Origin of the sequence: Alteromonas sp. MmMcT2-5 (genome assembly GCF_022348315.1) — a bacterium.
Classification (GTDB): domain Bacteria; phylum Pseudomonadota; class Gammaproteobacteria; order Enterobacterales; family Alteromonadaceae; genus Alteromonas; species Alteromonas macleodii.
The window spans coordinates 39,551-56,171 of the sequence record NZ_JAKRFB010000009.1 but is presented as its reverse complement, the minus strand read 5'-3'; the positions used below and the strand labels follow the sequence as shown (position 1 = coordinate 56,171).

Here is a 16,621-nt window from a genome sequence, read left to right as displayed (position 1 = left end):
CAAAGTTTTATTACGACATGGCTTGTGTAATAGATGTAGATTGTAAATTACCTAATTTGTTCAAAATTGAGGTGTGGAAAATGTAACGAACTATGTCGGTAGCTAATTAAGTTTGCTCTAGCTGCCGGGTATTGAGTGTTGATAAAAAGCAATAAAGCTCATAAAAATCATGTATTTATTTTTCTCTCTGTAAAAAGTGAACGCTGCTTCTTTAGGCATGCTAAAAATGACCGAAAAAGGAATGTCATGGCACTGGTGGTGCACTTGTGGTACTTGTTACGTTTTTGATTGGCAAAGAATAAAACAATGCTTAAAACATTCAAACGAACAAGAATGTACACTGCAATCGCTGTAATAGCGCTAAGTTCAGTATCGATAGGGTGTACGCATAACACCAATTACCCTCAAAATGCACAAACAGCTACCAACATAACTAGCGAAGCGAACTCTAATGCGGATACAACTACCGCTTCCTCGAATACGTCATTATTCAACGTAGACTACGAGCGCTTTACCCTGGATAACGGGCTTACTGTTGTGCTGCACGTTGACAGCTCTGACCCTGTTGCAGCTGTCGCCTTAACTGCCCACGTAGGCTCAGCCAGAGAAAAGGAAGGGCGAACGGGTTTTGCACACTTATTCGAACACTTACTTTTTCTCGAATCAGAGAATTTAGGAAAAGGCGGTCTTGATAAACTCAGCGCCAAAATTGGTGGCTCTGGTGCAAATGGATCGACGAGTCGTGATAGTACCAATTACTACCAAACGGTCCCTATTGATGCCTTAGAAAAAATGATCTGGGCTGAGGCCGATAAGTTGGGTTTCTTCATTAATACCGTGACAGATCCTGTGCTCGCTAAAGAAAAGCAAGTGGTGAAAAACGAAAAGCGCCAGAGTGTGGATAATCGCCCTTATGGTCACAATCAATATGTGATTGATAAAAACCTTTATCCTGAAGGGCACCCGTATAGTTGGCAAGTGATTGGGTCGTTAGAAGATCTGCAAAACGCAACGCTTGCTGACGTGAAAGAGTTTTTCAAAAAATGGTATGTACCTAATAATGTGGTGCTTACCATCGCGGGTGATATTAACGTAAATCAAACTAAAGCGTGGGTTAAAAAATATTTCGATGAAATTCCTGCGGGAGAGCAAATCAATAAATTACCGCCCCAACCTGCGAAGCTCAATGAGACTATAAAACGATTCCATATAGATAATTTTGCACAAGCGCCACTTTTAACTATGGTGTGGCCAACCGTACCTGAATATCACGATGACTATTATCCACTTCAAGTACTTTCTCAGTACTTAAGCCAAGGCAAAAATGCTCCGCTGAACAAGGTGCTTGTTGACGAGAAGAAGCTCACCAGTGATGTTTATCTTTATGGCTATGATGCTGAGATTGCTGGACAGCTACAACTGCAGGTTATGGCCTTTAATGGCGTGAACTTAAACACTGTTGCAGATGGAGTTAACGAAGCGTTCGCCCGCTTTGAGAAAGACGGGATTTCTTCAAAGGATTTGGCGCGTATAAAAGCAGGTCAAGAAACAGAATTTTATCAAGGACTTTCAAGCGTCTTAGGTAAAGGTTTTCAATTGGCGCAATACGAAATTTTTGCGGGCGGGGCTGAATTTATCAGCCAAGATGTTCAGAAAATTCTGGGCGTTTCACAACAAGATGTAATGCGTGTTTATAGCACCTATATTAAGGATAAACCGTTTGTGGCCACCAGCTTTGTACCTAAGGGACAGCAAGAGTTGGTGTTAAGCGGCTCTACTGAAGCTAATGTAGTGGAGGAGCAAATTGTCGCGGGTGCGGAAGAGAGCTTTGATGCGTCAGTTGCGGCTGAATACGAACGTACTCCGTCATCGTTTGATCGCACGAAAGAGCCTGCTTATGGTGAATCAATAGAAATTACACCACCTAAGGTTTGGCAAAATACACTGTCGTCTGGCATCAAAATAACAGGTATTGCTAATGACGAAGTGCCATTGGTCGCGTTTGAGTTAAAGCTAGATGGTGGCATGCTTCTAGACTCAGAAGGTAAAACAGGAACCGCCAATTTACTTGCCGCAACCTTGCTTAAAGGTACGGCGGAAAAAACACCCGAGCAGCTGGAACAGGAAATTGAGCTTTTAGGCGCTTCTCTGGAGGCCAGTGCTTCTGAAACTGACATTACTATTAGCGGAACGGTATTGTCTAAGCACTACAGTGACTTAATGCAGCTCGTCACTGAAGTGATACTTTCTCCTCGCTTTGATGAACAAGAGTTTGAATTAGCTAAAGACGATACAATCAACCAGATTGAACAAATAAAAGCGAACCCTAATGCCATTGCATCGGTTGAGTTTAAAACACTGCTTTACGGAGAGGCGCATCCGTTTGCTCAAACGGTTCTTGGAGATAAGCAAACTGTAGATGACACAACGCTCGAAGATGTTAAGAAGTATTACGAGAAATACTTCACACCGTCATTGGCAAAGTTCCATGTTGTGGGAGACATCAAACAACAGGACGTTGTAAAAAGCCTAGCGCCACTTAATGCGCGATGGTTACCAAAAGATGTTACTTTTGCGAAGGTACCAGAGCCCAAGCTGCCAGAAAGCGCCCAAGTCTTTTTCTATGACGTGCCTGGGGCTAAACAGTCAGTGCTTTATTTCGGCCATTCCGCCCCGAATGTTACTCATGATGATGCTTATAAAGTCAGTGTGATGAATTATCGTTTAGGCGGGGGCGGTTTCGCCTCACAGCTTATGCAGGAACTGCGTGAAAACAAAGGCTACACCTATGGCATTCGTTCGTCGTTTTCTAGCGATCAATATACGGGGGAATTCACCATACGAAGCGCTGTAAGGTCGAATGTTACCTTAGAAGCAACGCAAGCTATCATGGATATATTAGCAGCGTTTGGTGCAAACTATTCAGATGAAGATTTAGACGTTACGAAAGGGTTTACACTTAAATCTGGCGCTAGGGCGTTTGAAACGTTAGGCGCTAAATTGAATATGGTTAGCGAAATTAGCGACTTTGGCTTGCTCAATGATTACGTTTTACAGCAAGAAGCTGAGGTAAAAGCGTTAACCGTTGGTGAGATAAAGCGCCTTTACGGTAAATATGTACATCCTGATAGAATGATTTATTTGATAGTAGGGGACAAAGATACCCAGTTCGAACGTTTAGATGCGCTTGGGTTAGGGCAACCAACCTTGTTGAACCCTTAGTTCATGTTTTACGTTTTGCAAGCATTATAACTATCGTCAATAAAACCAAAGCCCGTGTGAACAGCGTTCATGCGGGCTTTTTTATTAAAATGAGTGCTATATCTGAAATAGGCAAAATTATTGTGACCAAAAACGTGCTTAATCAACGTAACCGAATAGGGTGGTCTGGTGATGCCTGCCAAAAAGCTGTGTCGTGGACCAAATACTATGTAATTGAGGAAAACGTCCTAGTTAAGCAAAGAGTTGCAGGAGGCATGAGTGACAGAAAAAGTGAAGGAGTCTGGGCATAGGGAGCAAGGCGTTGCCCTTAGTCATACTGAAGAAAAAGATGTACGAGATAATCAGAGCTTAAATTCTGTTTCTTTGTATGCCATTGTCCACAGGGAAGGGTTAGAAGAACTTCAGCGTCCTATGATGTCATTGTGGTGGTCTGGTGTGGCGGCAGGCATTGGCATCTCGATTTCAATTCTTGCTGAAGGAATTCTGCATCACCTCTTTGCAAACTCTCCCAATCAGTTTGTTATCGAAAACCTGGGCTATACGGTTGGTTTCGTGCTGGTGATTGTTGGTCGCCTACAGCTATTTACCGAAAATACGCTGTCAGTTATCCTGCCTTTGCTAAGCAAGCCATCGGTTAACATGGGAGTGTGCATCGCGCGCTTGTGGGGCATTGTCTTCGCCGCCAATATGTTCGGCACCTTTTTGGCTGCGTTTTTCAGCTTTTCGCTGCAATCTGTTCCACCAGAGCTGGTTGAAGGGATGACCGCTATTTCTGAACATTATGCCAAGCTATCACCGTCAGACGCCTTCTCATACGGCATTATATCTGGGTTTATCATTGCCGCTATTGTATGGATGAAGCCTTCGGTTAAGCATTCTCAAATATTGATGATAGTTATTTTTACTTATTTAATTGCTATAGGAAATTTTACGCACGTGATAGCCGGTTCAACAGAACTTTTCTTGTTAGCACTGCAAAATAAAATAAGCGTTCTTGAAACACTCTCACTAATTGGTGCAACATTACTAGGAAATATTGTGGGCGGAACGGGGCTGTTCGCGCTGCTGGCTTATGGCCAAGTGGTAAGAGAAATCGAGAAATAGAGAAGTCAAAAAGTGACCCTTGGTGTGCAAACAGTGGTTAATTGAAATTAGCTGCGTTATAACATTCCGTTTAAACCACTAAGGGATTACGGTGCTTCGCTTTCTAACAGCAATAATTCTTGTCGGAAGTGCATTTTCATGTGCTTTTGCTGAATCAATCATTAAACCTATCATTTCTGAAGCGTCTGTTTCGTTACCTAGAAGCAAAATGGTGACAATAGAAGATACGGAAACTGCACGTAAATATACGTTATTTGTACAGTTGCCAAAAGGCTATAACACATCTCCTTCCAAGGATTACCCCGTAATATACACAACAGATGCGCCTTACAGTTTTCCTATTATCGTAGGCTCTATGCGAATGCCAGTAAACGTAGGCCAAATGGAAGAAGCGGTCATAGTGGGGTTGTCTTATTCCCTAGAATCAAAAGGCGTGGAGAGTAGAGTAAGGGACTACACTCCTGCCATAGCCAATAGTTGGAAACTGGAAACCGGTCTTGCTGCTGAGTACCTGTCATTTATTAGACGAGATGTATTAACATTTATTGAATCTACATATCGAGTAGACGCCAATCGACGGACTTTTATTGGGCATTCATTAGGCGGGCTATTTGGCGGCTACGTGCTCATGCAATCTCCTGAAACCTTTTCTAACTATGTGCTTGTTAGCCCTTCAGTGTGGTTTAATGACGATTACTTACTAACCTTAGAAATGGCTGAAACTCAATCGCCCAAGCGTGTTTACATTGGTGTGGGAAGCTTAGAAACGCCTGAGTTTGGCGAGGGTCAAGATATGGTTGCGGGGAGCAAAGCATTGGCAAGTAAAATCATCGCTAAGGCAGATCAAAACATAACACTACAATTGCATGTTATCGGCGGTGCGTCACATGCGACCGTGTTTCCCACCGTTGCTATCCAAGGGATCGATTGGATATTGGGAACGCCGCGCTAGTCGCGTTTTCTTTAACTGACGGATTATTTTATGCTCAATTTTTAGGCAGGCTAAACAATGTTAATTGCAATGAAGTGCAAAGCTCTGCGATACAAAAATGCCCTTCGCGTAGAAAACGAGAAGGGCATTTTGAATAATAAACGAGTTTTACAACGGATTACTTGTGGCGCTCACGCAACACATCAAGTGCATCGTTTAGCGACATATCGCTCGCCTGAAGCAGTACCGTTAAGTGGTACAACAAGTCAGCGGCTTCGTTTTTAAGCTCTTCTTTGTCGTGCACAGTAGCCGCCAATGCGGTTTCTACACCTTCTTCGCCCACCTTCTGCGCTATGCGCTTAATGCCTTTGTTGTAGAGGCTAGCGGTATAGCTACTTTTAGGGTCAGCGTCTTTACGGGCAGCCAATACACGCTCTAAATCTGCAAGAAACGTAAAGGCTGGAGTGTTGCCGTCGAACCAACAGCTTTCAACACCAGTGTGGCATGTCGGGCCGTTAGGGTTGGCAAGTACCAACAGTGAATCTTGATCGCAGTCACAAGCAACGCTCACTAAATCTAGCGTGTTACCAGATGTTTCACCCTTGGTCCAAAGACGCTGTTTTGAACGGCTGAAGAATGTCACTTTGCCCGTTTCAAGGGTTTTCGCCAATGCGTCTTGGTCCATGTAGCCCTGCATTAATACCTTGCCAGACAGTGCGTCTTGCACAATGGCGGGTAGTAGGTTGTCCATTTTGTCCCAAGCTAATTTATTGCTGTTTTCGTTAGTAATGATCACGGGTTTACTCCTTCTGCTTGCGCCGTTAATCCGTGACGCTTACGCATGGCAACGCCATTGCTGGTCAACTCTGCTTTCAACTCATCAATATTGATGATGCCCTTGTGAAATACTGATGCTGCAAGCGCGCCATCTACGTCAGCCTGTTGAAACACATCCGTAAAGTGGGCAATTTCACCTGCGCCACCCGACGCAATTAGCGGCACTTCACAGATATCGCGCACGGCTTTTAGCTGCTTCACATCGTAGCCTTTGCGCACGCCGTCTTGGTTCATGCAGTTCAGAACAATTTCACCCGCACCGCGCGACTGAACTTCTTTAATCCAATCGATGGTTTGCCACTGGCTTTTTTGCGTTCGCGCTTCATCACCAGTGAATTTGTACACTTCGTATTGGTCGGTTGCTTCGTTATAAAAGCTGTCGATACCAATCACGACGCACTGTTGACCGTATACGTCGTGTAGCTGGTTAATTAGATCTGGGTTATTAAGGGCAGGGGAGTTAATCGAAATCTTATCTGCACCCATTTCCAAAATGCGCCCGGCGTCTTCAATGCTCTTAATGCCGCCCGCTACGCAAAACGGGATATCAATAACCTGTGCTATACGGCTTACCCAGCTTTTGTCTACCACGCGGGCATCAGAACTTGCGGTGATATCGTAAAATACCAACTCGTCGGCCCCCGCTTTTGCGTATTGCTCGGCAAGAGGCACAATATCACCAATAATTTCATGATTTCTAAACTGAACGCCTTTAACGACTTTGCCGTCGCGTACATCCAAACAGGGAATTATGCGCTTTGCCAGCATGCAATAGCCTCCTTCACCGTGAATTTACCTTCAAGTAGTGCGCGGCCTAAAATTACGCCACCAACGTTTGTGGGTTTTAGCGCTTCGATATCAGCGATGCTGCCAATACCGCCAGACGCTTGCCAGCTAACGTGTGGGAAACGGGCTGCCATTTCTTGATACAGCTCAGTGTTCGCACCTTGTAGCGTGCCGTCGCGGCTAATGTCGGTACACAGCACATGCTTTGCGCCTACTGTAGCGAAGTCTTCAAGCAAGCCTTCAAGGGCTACGCCAGAATTCTCTTGCCAGCCGTGGGTAGCAATAAGCTTTTCACCGCTGTCGCTAATATTGATATCAAGGGCCAATACAATGTGCTCTGGGCCGTATTTTTCTACCCAAGACTTCACAAGCTCGGGTTGTTTTACCGCCAAAGAACCAATCACTACGCGGCTTACGCCCGTTTCTAGTAATTGCGCTACTTCTTCTTCACTACGAATACCGCCGCCGGCTTGAAACTTCATGCGCTTGGTATCGACCATAGACTTAATTAGTGAAAGCTGACGTTTACTGGTGTCTTTAGCGCCTGTTAGGTCAACAATGTGCAGCCAGGTTGCACCTTGGTCGGCATAGTCGTGAACCACGTCTACTGGGTCCAGTTCGTATTGGGTTTTCTGCTCGTAGTCGCCTTGATAAAGGCGTACTACGCGTCCGTCAATAAGATCAATCGCTGGAATAATCATTATAGGTTCACAAAGTTAGTCAGTAATTGTGCTCCGGCCTCGCCAGAACGCTCTGGGTGAAATTGCACCCCGTAAAAGTTGTCTTTATTTATAGCTGCTGAAAACGTATTACCATAAGTGCAGCTTGCAAGCGTGTGCTCGTATTCAGGAACGGCAAAACTGTGCACAAAGTAAAAGTAGGTATCTTGTGGGATGCCCTTAAATAAACTTTCTTCTTTATGAGAGACTGTGTTCCAACCCATATGAGGTAAGCGCACGCCTTTTGATTCCATGCGAGCCACATGACCTGGCATTAGGTTCAAACAGTCGATGTTGCCTGTACCTTGAAAACCACCTTCAGCGCTGGTTTCAACCATAAGTTGCATGCCTAAACATACGCCTAGCACAGGTTGGGTAAGCGACTGCAGGGTTTCCACTAGCGCTTTTTGCTTAATGCTTGCCATCGCTGCTGCCGCTGTTCCTACGCCGGGTAAGAACACTTTATCAGCGTTTTTTATCACGTTTACATCGTCAGATACGTCCACTTCAACGCCTAAGCGCTCAAGGGCAAAGCGTACTGATGAAATGTTCGCGCAGCCGGTATTTACTATAACTATTTTTTGTCGCTGCCTGGGGTTTACCACTGACATTACAGGGCTCCTTTACTACTTGGTAGTGCATCACCTTGGCGCGTAATGGCTTGACGTAGCGCACGGCCAAATACTTTAAACAGGCTTTCTACCTGGTGGTGTGCATTACCTTCGCTGGTGGAAAGGTGCAGCGATAGTCCCATGCTTTGTGCAAGCGAGTAGAAGAAGTGCGGCACCATTTCGGTGGCCATTTCACCTACCTGGTCGCGGCTAAATTCAGCGTCAAACTTAAGGTGTGGGCGGTTTGAAATGTCCATAATACATTCCGCACGACACTCATCCATTGGCAACGCGAAACCAAAGCGACCTATACCGCGTTTGTCGCCCAGAGCCTTTTTAAGCGCTTCGCCAAGGGCAAGGGCGGTGTCTTCTACACTGTGGTGATCGTCAATGTGCAAATCGCCATCGGTAGTCAGGTTTAGCTCGAAGCCACCGTGGGTCGCAATTTGGTCAAGCATGTGGTCAAAAAAGCCCATGCCGGTTTGAATTGTCGACTTAGCCTGCGAATCAAGATCTACACGCACGCGAATGTCGGTTTCAGAGGTGGTACGTACCACCTCTGCAATACGTGAAGACGCTAACAAGCTTTTCTGAATATCGTTCCAGTTTAAGCTTTCACGGTTGTACTGAAAACTGCGAATTCCCATGTTTTCAGCAAGCTGTACATCGGTAATTCTGTCACCAATAACAAACGAACGAGTGAAGTCCACTTTGCCTTGCTGTAGGTATTCTTGTACTAAGCCAAGCTTTGGTTTGCGGCATGTGCAGTTATCAGCATCGAAGTGCGGGCAAATAAGCACGTTGTCAAACACTACACCCTGGCTTTCGAAAATGGCCATCATGGCATTGTGTGGCTTGTCGAAGTCTTCTTGCGGGAAACTGTCTGTACCCAAGCCGTCTTGGTTACTTACCATCACCAGTTTAAACCCAGCTGCCTTTAGTTTAAGTAGCACAGGAATAACATTTGGCTCGAAAACAAGCTTCTCTAAACTATCTAATTGCTTATCTACTGGCGGCTCTTCTACGAGTGTACCGTCGCGGTCAATAAATAAAATGGCTTGCTGACTCATGCCGCGTCCTCATTATTTTTAAATTCGTTAATTAGCTGCATTAAACGCTGGTTTTGCTCTTCAGTGCCTATGCTTACGCGTAAACAGTTTTGTAAGTTAAGCTGTTTTGATTGATCGCGAATAAGCATGCCTTGGCTTACCAAGTACTGCATTAGGGCTTGCGCTTTTGCGTAGCGGAATAAGATAAAGTTTGCTCGTCTATCACCCACTAATTCAAAGCCTTCGATAGAATTCAGCGCTTCGGCTAGGGCCTCTTTTTCCCGGTTAATGGTAGCCACCTGAAGCTCAAGTAACGTTAGCGATTCAGCCGACAATGCTTGTGCAGCAATCTGCGCTACTGGCTCTGGAATGGGATAGGGCGCTATCACTTTAAGTAGTGCTTGGATGACGGGTGCCTGAGCAAGTGTAAAACCACAGCGAAGACCGGCAAGAGCAAACGCTTTAGACAGCGTACGAAGTACCACCAAGTTTGGATAGTTGTTAATCTCATTTGCCCACGTATTGTCGGCATCGAACTCAATATACGCTTCATCTACAACAACCAGTGCTTTATCGGCAAAGTGATTGAGCACGGTTTTAATGTCTTCACGAGCAACTGGCGTACCGGTTGGATTGTTGGGCGCACAGATGAAAATCACGTTAACGTCATCTTCAGCGCATACAGCATTCACGTTAAGGCTAAAGTCGTCGTTAAGCGGCACTTTCTTAACGCCCACATCACAGGTTTCAGCACTGATTGCATACATACCGTAGGTAGGCGGGCATATCAGAATGCTGTCTTTACCCGGCGTGCAGAAGGTGCGAATAAGTAACTCAATGCCTTCATCTGCGCCGCGGGTAACAATAAGCTGCGATTTGTCTAGCCCGGCGTAGTTTGCGTAACCACTGACTACCGCTTCGGGCTGACATGACGGATAGCGGTTAAAGTTGCTGCTATCTACACTGTATTCGTTGGCATAAGGTGACTCGTTGGCATTAAGCCAGTCTTGACCACCTGAAAACAAGCGACGAGCCGATTCATACGGCTTTAGCGGCACTAAATTTTCGTTAATTAAGTTATCGATAAGTGCCGACATTAGGCGTCTCCTTGCTTAAGTGCCTGCATGCGAAGTGCAACGGCCTGTTCGTGTGCATCCAAGCCCTCGGCAGCTGCAAGTGCCATAATCGCAGGGCCTAAATTACGCATGCCGTCTGCGCTTAGTTCTTGAATAGTGTAGCGACGCATAAAGTCTAATAATCCAAGGCTAGAGTAATTCTTAGCATAGCCATAGGTTGGCAGTACGTGGTTAGTGCCCGACGCGTAATCACCTGCAGATTCTGGTGACCACGGGCCTAGGAATATAGAGCCTGCGTATTTAATTTTTGGCAAATAATCACGGGCATTCTCTATTTGTACAATTAAGTGCTCAGCAGCGTAGGCGTTACTTGCTTCAATGGCTTGCTCAATGGAATCAGCCAAAATATAACGCGCATTTTCCATAGCAGGGCGGGCAATCTCAGCGCGAGATAGGGCTGCTAATTGACGTTCAACCGCGGCTTTTGCTTCTTCAATAAGTGTAGCGCTGTTAGACACCAAAATAGCCTGCGAGTCTGGACCGTGCTCGGCTTGGGAAAGCAGGTCGGCCGCTACAAACTCAGGGTTTGCGAACTCATCAGCAAGTACCAACACTTCTGATGGGCCGGCCGGCATATCGATAGCTGCACCATCAGCACGTTGGCTTACTTGCTGTTTAGCTTCAGTCACAAAGCTGTTACCCGGGCCAAAAATCTTATCTACTTGAGGAACGCTGTCTGTTCCCAAGGCCATAGCGGCGATTGCTTGGGCACCACCACACAAGAAGATCTTGTCGATGCCGCATTTTCTGGCCGCATACGCAATTTCAGGCGCGATAAGCTGTTCTTTGTTTGGTGGAGTACAAAGTAGCTTATTTTCGCAGCCCGCCACCAATGCAGGTACGCCTAGCATCAATACGGTAGAAGGAAGCGGCGCGCTGCCGCCTGGAATATAAAGACCCACTGCATCAAGGGCGGTGAAGCGCAGCTCGCATTTAACACCAGGCGTTGTGGTTAGCGCGATATCACTAGGCATTTGCGCTTCGTGAAACATTTTTATGTTGTTGAACGCAGTATCGATAGCACTTGCTACCTCTGGCGTTACCTTCGCAGCAAGAGCATCAATGTTTTCTTGTGAAAGTACAAGGCTAGTTAAGTCTGGGCAGTCAAATTTACGTGTGTAATCAAGTACTGCCTCATCGCCTTCTTTTTCAACGCGGGCGATAATGTCGCCCACGGTCTGCTTTAACTGTTGGCTATTGGCCATAGCCGGGCGGGCTAGCGCCTGTTTTTTCTCATTTACCGAAAGAGATGACCAAGTAATCATAATTGCCTGCCTTTTAGCCCATCATTTTTTCGATTGGCATTACAAGAATAGAGCTACAACCAAGGGCTTTAAGTTTCTCCATGGTTTCCCAGAACAAGGTCTCTGTAGAAACAACGTGGATAGCAACTTGTTCTTCATTTCCAGCAAGTGGTAGAACCGTAGGATTTTCAGCACCTGGAAGTAGGCTTTTCACCTGCTCTAAATACGCTTTTGGTGCGTGTAGCATGATGTACTTGCTTTCTTTTGCTAGTAATACGCCATCAACACGTGGCATTAGTCGGTTAACCAGTGTTTCTTTCTCGTCGCTAAGCTCGCCATCAGCGCGCTTAATAAGTACCGCTTTACTGCGGAAAATAACGTCTTTTTCAACAAGACCGTTAGCTTCAAGGGTTGCACCGGTAGATACAAGGTCACAGATAGCGTCAGCTACACCTGCTCGTGGGGCCACTTCCACAGAACCTTGTAGCATTACAGCCTTTGCATTTATGCTCTGTTCTTTGAAGTAGCGCTCAAGTAGGTAGGGGTAAGTTGTTGCTACTTTTTTGCCTTCTAGCGACTGGATTCCTTGATAATCCATCTCATTAGGTACCGCAATAGACAGGCGGCAGCCGCCGTAGTCTAGACGACGCAATACTTCATATTCGAATGGCTTGCCCGCAGCTTTACGCTCTAGCATTTTCTCTTCTAGCTCATTTTCGCCAATAAAGCCTAGGTCTACTACACCATCCATAACAAGACCTGGAATATCGTCGTCACGCACGCGAAGCAAATCAATAGGCTGGTTCGTAGAATGCGCAATCAGCAGGCGATCACGAATATTGAGTTTAATGCCTATAGCTTTCAGTAGGGCAATGCTGTCATCGCTCAATCGACCTGATTTCTGTACGGCAATTCGAAGTCTTTTGCTGTTACTCATTGAAACGTTCCTTACACGTTGTGTTTTAACTTTTGATTGCGCCTAAAACGAAAAACCCCCGGAAGTTTCCTTCCGAGGGTCGAGAATTTGTTTTATCTGCGCCACTGGAAGGATACATAGACCTTCCAGCACGAACCTGAAAGGTTATGCTTTGTGGTGATGGTGATGTTTCGTCGCGCAGTTAATCATTTTGAAAATTTTAATTCCTAATTTCGAACGGCTGAAACATTAGCGTTTTGAATTAGGATTTGCAAGGCTAAAGTGAACTCTTTTGGCACATTAACTCTAATTTAATGTGTATATAATAAAACAATTCGTTATGAATTAGTTTTGAACCGTAATTTTAGGCAACTCGTTGCCGATAAGTTATAGAGACAAATGCAAACTTCTGGAGGGCGTATGAGCAACGATCTACTGTTTCCCATTTTGCCTCGCAACACAAAAGTGCCGATTGAGACGGACGACCGCGTGAAGAAAGTGCAAAAGACCAAAAAGTCCGAGCATTTCAGTGAAGAAGAGAGCGATCAGTTTCAAGACGTGAAGCGGACTGAGATTATCGAAAAATCAGCTGAAAACTCGAAAGATAAAGAGCGAGGTAACAGCGAGGGTGGGCTTAAGCATATTGATATTGATGTTTAGCGAAACTTGTTAGCGTTAGGTTTTGCTCGCATTGAGTTCTTCAAATAAAGCCGCAATTTGATTCGTCACTTTGTGCTTAGGTAAGTAAAAAGGCAGCGGCATTCGCTTAGAGTGAGACTCTTTCACTTTTACCGTGGCACTTATATAACTTTCTAACACTGGCAAATCTTGCTGCTTAAGTGTCTCAATTAACTCTCTTGGAAGCTTTGCTTGGCTATTGAATTGATTAACAACAATACCCAACAAACGCAGTTCAGGGTTGTGGTCTTCTTTTAGTTCCATTGCATTTTCAAGTAAACGCTCACTAAACAGCGAAAAAAATCAACACCGCAAAACCACGTGGTTTTATATACCTAGAATGGAAAGCGTTATGGTTAGTATAAAAAAGTCTGTATGGCGGCTTGCAATAATGCTTCTCGCGGTTTGGATGTCCAATAATACTTACTCAGCCGATGTATACACTGCGCAATATTACGCAAATAAAGGTCTGAAAAGTGCTAAGCATTTTCCTGGATTGGCGAGTCTTTGCGATATTAGTCAAGAGCCGCGGGATATGTTTATTGTAAAGATTTAGAGCGGTAGCTGGCAGTTGTGCAGAAAAAATAAAAAGGCCTCTTGCATTCAAGAGGCCTTCGGTGTGTTGGAGCGCTAATCGCTAATATGGTTAAAAATAGTTAGGGCAGAATTAGTTTAGTTCTTTATCTACCCAAAATTTCGTGCCTTTAACAGTGGCCTGTAATGTAAGGCCGCTTTCAGTCATAGTATACACTGTGACGTTACCCAAGTAGCCTTCGCCTTCTGCAGATGCGCCTTTGTTACCGGCTTTCGCTGCTACATCCGCGTTACCACCTACGGTCCATCCATTTTCAATAAAGTGATTCATCGCTTTTTGTGTGTGGAAAACCATAACAATTCGGTAATCTTTTGCGCCTAAGCCAAGGCCTACACCACCTTCGGCCATATTCATATATGTTTTTGCGCCGTTTACATTATTGTTTACAACACCGTAGCCTGTGCCCGCCGCCACAAAGAATACGTTGATGTTAGCATTGGTAAATACGGCGTAGCCGGCAGCGTCTTTTACCTGAGAGCGCGTATCGGGCTTTTCAGAATAAAGGCGGGCAAGCGCGTTATCTTGCATATCTAAAATAGCTTGTCGCTTTTCAGCAACAGTTCCGTCGCCCATCGAAGCGCACGCCGTCAAGGCTAACACGGCAGCCACAAACACAGATTTAATAGCTAACTTACTTATTTTCATGCAATTCTCCTTAGCATGTAGGTATTTTATTAACTACAGAAGAAGACCATTCTTACTGTTTCTAATTCAATAAAATACCGTTTTAATTTACGTCACATTAGTTGTACGCAAAAAACGTGCTAAGTGGTGCATGGAACATTGAAAACTATTGGTCTTACTTGCTAGTACACCTGCAAGTCGCTACCACTCAATTTCAAGCTCTAACGCACCGGGATGATCGGTTTGACCAACCATTTCTTCATACGGTGTGCTTTGACGGAGCCAAACTTTCTCAAAGGCTTGAGAGTCAAAATGCTCCCTAATCTCGTTTAAACAGTGAAACGTTTTAGGTTGTGACTTGTTGTCGCGAACCAAGGTGCGTGAGGCGCCCATACCGGTTGATGCGAGGTAATTGCCGCCTTCTAGTGACTCAATGTATAAGTTCATAGTGTAACCCTCATTAGGTCGCAACTCGTTTTAGCTGCGTCTTATATCTAATTAGTCGAAAATAGCCACAATGATCATTAATTTTGTGTCATACACGATAAGGAGCCTTACGCATTAGTTGCACTTCAAAGCAACACGAATTACCACCACTTATTCGAACATACTGCGATCCCCGCCTTTTGCATATATTCATGAACACGCTCTTTGTCCTCTAAATTTAAAAATGATCCCACTTCAAATTGCTGCAGAGGGGCTTGTAGCACAAGCTGTGGCGCACATTTTAAGCTCAAGTCTTTTTTATAGTACAAGGACGTATCAGGGCGGAAGAATTCTATGCTGATACCGTTCGAGCTAGTGACTTGAATGCTGTTTGATGAAATTAAGAGCGTCTCCCAGCGGTATGTTGCTTTAGAAACTAAATACATAACCAGCGTCAGCAACCCGACCTCCAATCCTGCAAAAGGTAATATGACCCACGCACCGGCCAGTGACCAAGCAATAGCTATCGAGCTGATAAAAAGGGCAAAAGCTGCAATAAGGTGCTTTGTCTGTTGCCATGTTGCTGAGCGGTTTGGCGAAAGATGCAGTTGCACCTGGTGCTCAAATGTAGATACTTCAACCATGTTTTTTAAAATGCTGTATATGATATCTGTGTAAGTAAAGCCTTATACGTAGTGGGATAACAATAGTTTGAAAATTGTACAGGTGCTAGTTGGCTGCGTGCTTAGAAAAGTCATGCCGTGTAACTTGCCGTATTTTCTGCCTTAAGGACGTATGTGATTTCTCTCATCAAGCAAAACGCTGGCAAAACAGCGTTGATAGTACTTTTATTTTTATGGATCGGCAGTTTGCTAGCGCAACCAGCCCCTATTGAGCTTGTTAAAGAGTTCGGGCTTTTCAGCGTTCTTGGCGTTATTGGTGCTATATTTGCGAACGCCACTGGAGCTGGCGGTGGCGTGGTTTTCGTTCCGTTTTTTAACTACCTGTCATTTTCTGCGCAAAGCGTTGTGGCAACGAGTTTCGCCATCCAATGCTGTGGTATGACCGCGGGGGCACTAACTTGGGCCGCGTATTATAAACACCAACACAAGTATGATCAGTATTGGAAGGCATTACCCAGTGTACTGATGTTAACGGTTCCCTCGTCAATATGCGGCATAGGATTCGCTCAGTATTCTTCTCAAAGTACACGGCTTCTAGAGCATTTGTGGGGTGGGGCCAATAACCTTCACATCGCTTTTGGTAGTTTTTCTATTCTATTAGCAATCGCAATATTTGCTTCTATTCCGCTAATGAAGCGTACCCATTTCAAAAAAGACTTACATACGAAAGATCTTTTGCTTTTACCTTTCATTGGTTTTTTAGGCGGCATTATCACCGCGTGGCTTTCGGTAGGAGTAGGAGAGTTAGTCGCTGTTTACCTCATAATTCGAGGGTTTAATGTAACTTTGTCTATTGCCAGCGCGGTTATCTTGTCGGCTTTTACTGTGTGGTCTGCATTGCCGTATCACGCTTTTATAAGCGAGTCTGTGGTATGGCAGGTTGTTTTGTTTGCTGGGGCAGGTGCGATAGTCGGTGGAACGATTGCAAAGTTTGTTGTTTTAGCATTTTCGGTTCAGCGTCTAAAACTTTTTTTCGGTATTTGGGTACTAATTTTAGGTGTTACAAGTTTACCTATTCTTTAAGCCACGAGCTTGCGGCAGTTAAAAGCCCAGCTCGCTG

General features: G+C 44.9%; 18 protein-coding genes and 1 other annotated feature. Of the genes, 6 read left to right on the top strand and 12 right to left on the bottom strand.

Annotated features, from left to right (window positions below; genetic code table 11):
• Positions 1–306: 306 nt before the first annotated feature.
• From MHN09_RS06505 to MHN09_RS06490, 4 genes are all read left to right on the top strand, one after another.
• Positions 307–3,222, top strand: a complete 2,916-nt coding sequence (locus MHN09_RS06505) for a pitrilysin family protein (RefSeq protein ID WP_342340032.1) — start codon at positions 307–309, stop codon at positions 3,220–3,222.
• A gap of 89 nt (positions 3,223–3,311) precedes the next feature.
• The gene (locus MHN09_RS06500) at positions 3,312–3,512 is read left to right on the top strand and encodes a hypothetical protein (RefSeq protein WP_155279853.1); all 201 of its coding nucleotides are present in this window, start codon (positions 3,312–3,314) and stop codon (positions 3,510–3,512) included.
• Positions 3,481–4,326 carry a formate/nitrite transporter family protein gene (locus MHN09_RS06495; RefSeq protein ID WP_187446635.1) on the top strand — a complete coding sequence of 282 codons (846 nt, stop codon included), beginning with the start codon at positions 3,481–3,483 and terminating at the stop codon, positions 4,324–4,326. The genes MHN09_RS06500 and MHN09_RS06495 overlap by 32 nt, the downstream gene beginning before the upstream one ends.
• 91 nt (positions 4,327–4,417) lie before the next feature.
• Complete coding sequence (locus MHN09_RS06490; protein WP_239239696.1) at positions 4,418–5,278, top strand: alpha/beta hydrolase-fold protein; 861 nt, start codon at positions 4,418–4,420, stop codon at positions 5,276–5,278.
• A gap of 157 nt (positions 5,279–5,435) precedes the next feature.
• Here MHN09_RS06490 and hisIE read toward each other — a convergent pair whose 3' ends face one another.
• Genes hisIE through hisG form a run of 8 tightly spaced genes read right to left on the bottom strand, consistent with a single transcriptional unit; the run spans position 5,436 to position 12,576 of the window.
• On the bottom strand, positions 5,436–6,053 hold the full coding sequence (hisIE, locus tag MHN09_RS06485; protein ID WP_015067587.1) for a bifunctional phosphoribosyl-AMP cyclohydrolase/phosphoribosyl-ATP diphosphatase HisIE: 618 nt from the start codon (positions 6,051–6,053) through the stop codon (positions 5,436–5,438).
• Complete coding sequence (hisF, locus tag MHN09_RS06480; protein ID WP_039222819.1) at positions 6,050–6,862, bottom strand: imidazole glycerol phosphate synthase subunit HisF; 813 nt, start codon at positions 6,860–6,862, stop codon at positions 6,050–6,052. The genes hisIE and hisF overlap by 4 nt, the downstream gene beginning before the upstream one ends.
• Positions 6,844–7,581 carry a 1-(5-phosphoribosyl)-5-[(5-phosphoribosylamino)methylideneamino]imidazole-4-carboxamide isomerase gene (gene hisA / locus MHN09_RS06475; RefSeq protein WP_049588644.1) on the bottom strand — a complete coding sequence of 246 codons (738 nt, stop codon included), beginning with the start codon at positions 7,579–7,581 and terminating at the stop codon, positions 6,844–6,846. The genes hisF and hisA overlap by 19 nt, the downstream gene beginning before the upstream one ends.
• A complete protein-coding gene (gene hisH / locus MHN09_RS06470) occupies positions 7,581–8,210 on the bottom strand; it encodes an imidazole glycerol phosphate synthase subunit HisH (protein WP_239219142.1) in 630 nt (209 codons plus the stop codon). Before hisH ends, hisA begins: the two co-directional genes overlap by 1 nt.
• A complete protein-coding gene (hisB, locus tag MHN09_RS06465) occupies positions 8,210–9,280 on the bottom strand; it encodes a bifunctional histidinol-phosphatase/imidazoleglycerol-phosphate dehydratase HisB (protein ID WP_239239694.1) in 1,071 nt (356 codons plus the stop codon). Before hisB ends, hisH begins: the two co-directional genes overlap by 1 nt.
• Positions 9,277–10,356, bottom strand: a complete 1,080-nt coding sequence (hisC, locus tag MHN09_RS06460; RefSeq protein ID WP_049588647.1) for a histidinol-phosphate transaminase — start codon at positions 10,354–10,356, stop codon at positions 9,277–9,279. Before hisC ends, hisB begins: the two co-directional genes overlap by 4 nt.
• Positions 10,356–11,660 carry a histidinol dehydrogenase gene (gene hisD, locus MHN09_RS06455; RefSeq protein ID WP_239239692.1) on the bottom strand — a complete coding sequence of 435 codons (1,305 nt, stop codon included), beginning with the start codon at positions 11,658–11,660 and terminating at the stop codon, positions 10,356–10,358. Before hisD ends, hisC begins: the two co-directional genes overlap by 1 nt.
• 13 nt (positions 11,661–11,673) lie before the next feature.
• The gene (hisG, locus tag MHN09_RS06450; RefSeq protein ID WP_239239689.1) at positions 11,674–12,576 is read right to left on the bottom strand and encodes an ATP phosphoribosyltransferase; all 903 of its coding nucleotides are present in this window, start codon (positions 12,574–12,576) and stop codon (positions 11,674–11,676) included.
• 50 nt (positions 12,577–12,626) lie between these two features.
• Positions 12,627–12,745, bottom strand: a sequence feature (His leader region).
• A 230-nt stretch (positions 12,746–12,975) separates the two neighbouring features.
• Here hisG and MHN09_RS06445 point away from each other — a divergent pair.
• A complete protein-coding gene (locus MHN09_RS06445; protein ID WP_239239686.1) occupies positions 12,976–13,215 on the top strand; it encodes a hypothetical protein in 240 nt (79 codons plus the stop codon).
• A 15-nt stretch (positions 13,216–13,230) separates the two neighbouring features.
• On the opposite strand, the gene MHN09_RS06440 is transcribed toward MHN09_RS06445, so the two are convergent.
• From MHN09_RS06440 to MHN09_RS06425, 4 genes are all read right to left on the bottom strand, one after another.
• Positions 13,231–13,527 carry a hypothetical protein gene (locus MHN09_RS06440; protein WP_336246532.1) on the bottom strand — a complete coding sequence of 99 codons (297 nt, stop codon included), beginning with the start codon at positions 13,525–13,527 and terminating at the stop codon, positions 13,231–13,233.
• A 373-nt stretch (positions 13,528–13,900) separates the two neighbouring features.
• Positions 13,901–14,473 carry a YSC84-related protein gene (locus tag MHN09_RS06435; RefSeq protein ID WP_239239683.1) on the bottom strand — a complete coding sequence of 191 codons (573 nt, stop codon included), beginning with the start codon at positions 14,471–14,473 and terminating at the stop codon, positions 13,901–13,903.
• A 180-nt stretch (positions 14,474–14,653) separates the two neighbouring features.
• The gene (locus tag MHN09_RS06430; protein ID WP_257721543.1) at positions 14,654–14,923 is read right to left on the bottom strand and encodes a DUF6482 family protein; all 270 of its coding nucleotides are present in this window, start codon (positions 14,921–14,923) and stop codon (positions 14,654–14,656) included.
• A gap of 116 nt (positions 14,924–15,039) precedes the next feature.
• Positions 15,040–15,522 (bottom strand): DUF2244 domain-containing protein, encoded by a 483-nt coding sequence (locus MHN09_RS06425; RefSeq protein ID WP_239239680.1) that lies wholly within the window; start codon positions 15,520–15,522, stop codon positions 15,040–15,042.
• Between the two features lie 153 nt (positions 15,523–15,675).
• Here MHN09_RS06425 and MHN09_RS06420 point away from each other — a divergent pair, with 153 nt between their 5' ends.
• On the top strand, positions 15,676–16,584 hold the full coding sequence (locus MHN09_RS06420) for a sulfite exporter TauE/SafE family protein (RefSeq protein WP_014976941.1): 909 nt from the start codon (positions 15,676–15,678) through the stop codon (positions 16,582–16,584).
• Positions 16,585–16,621 lie beyond the last annotated feature (37 nt).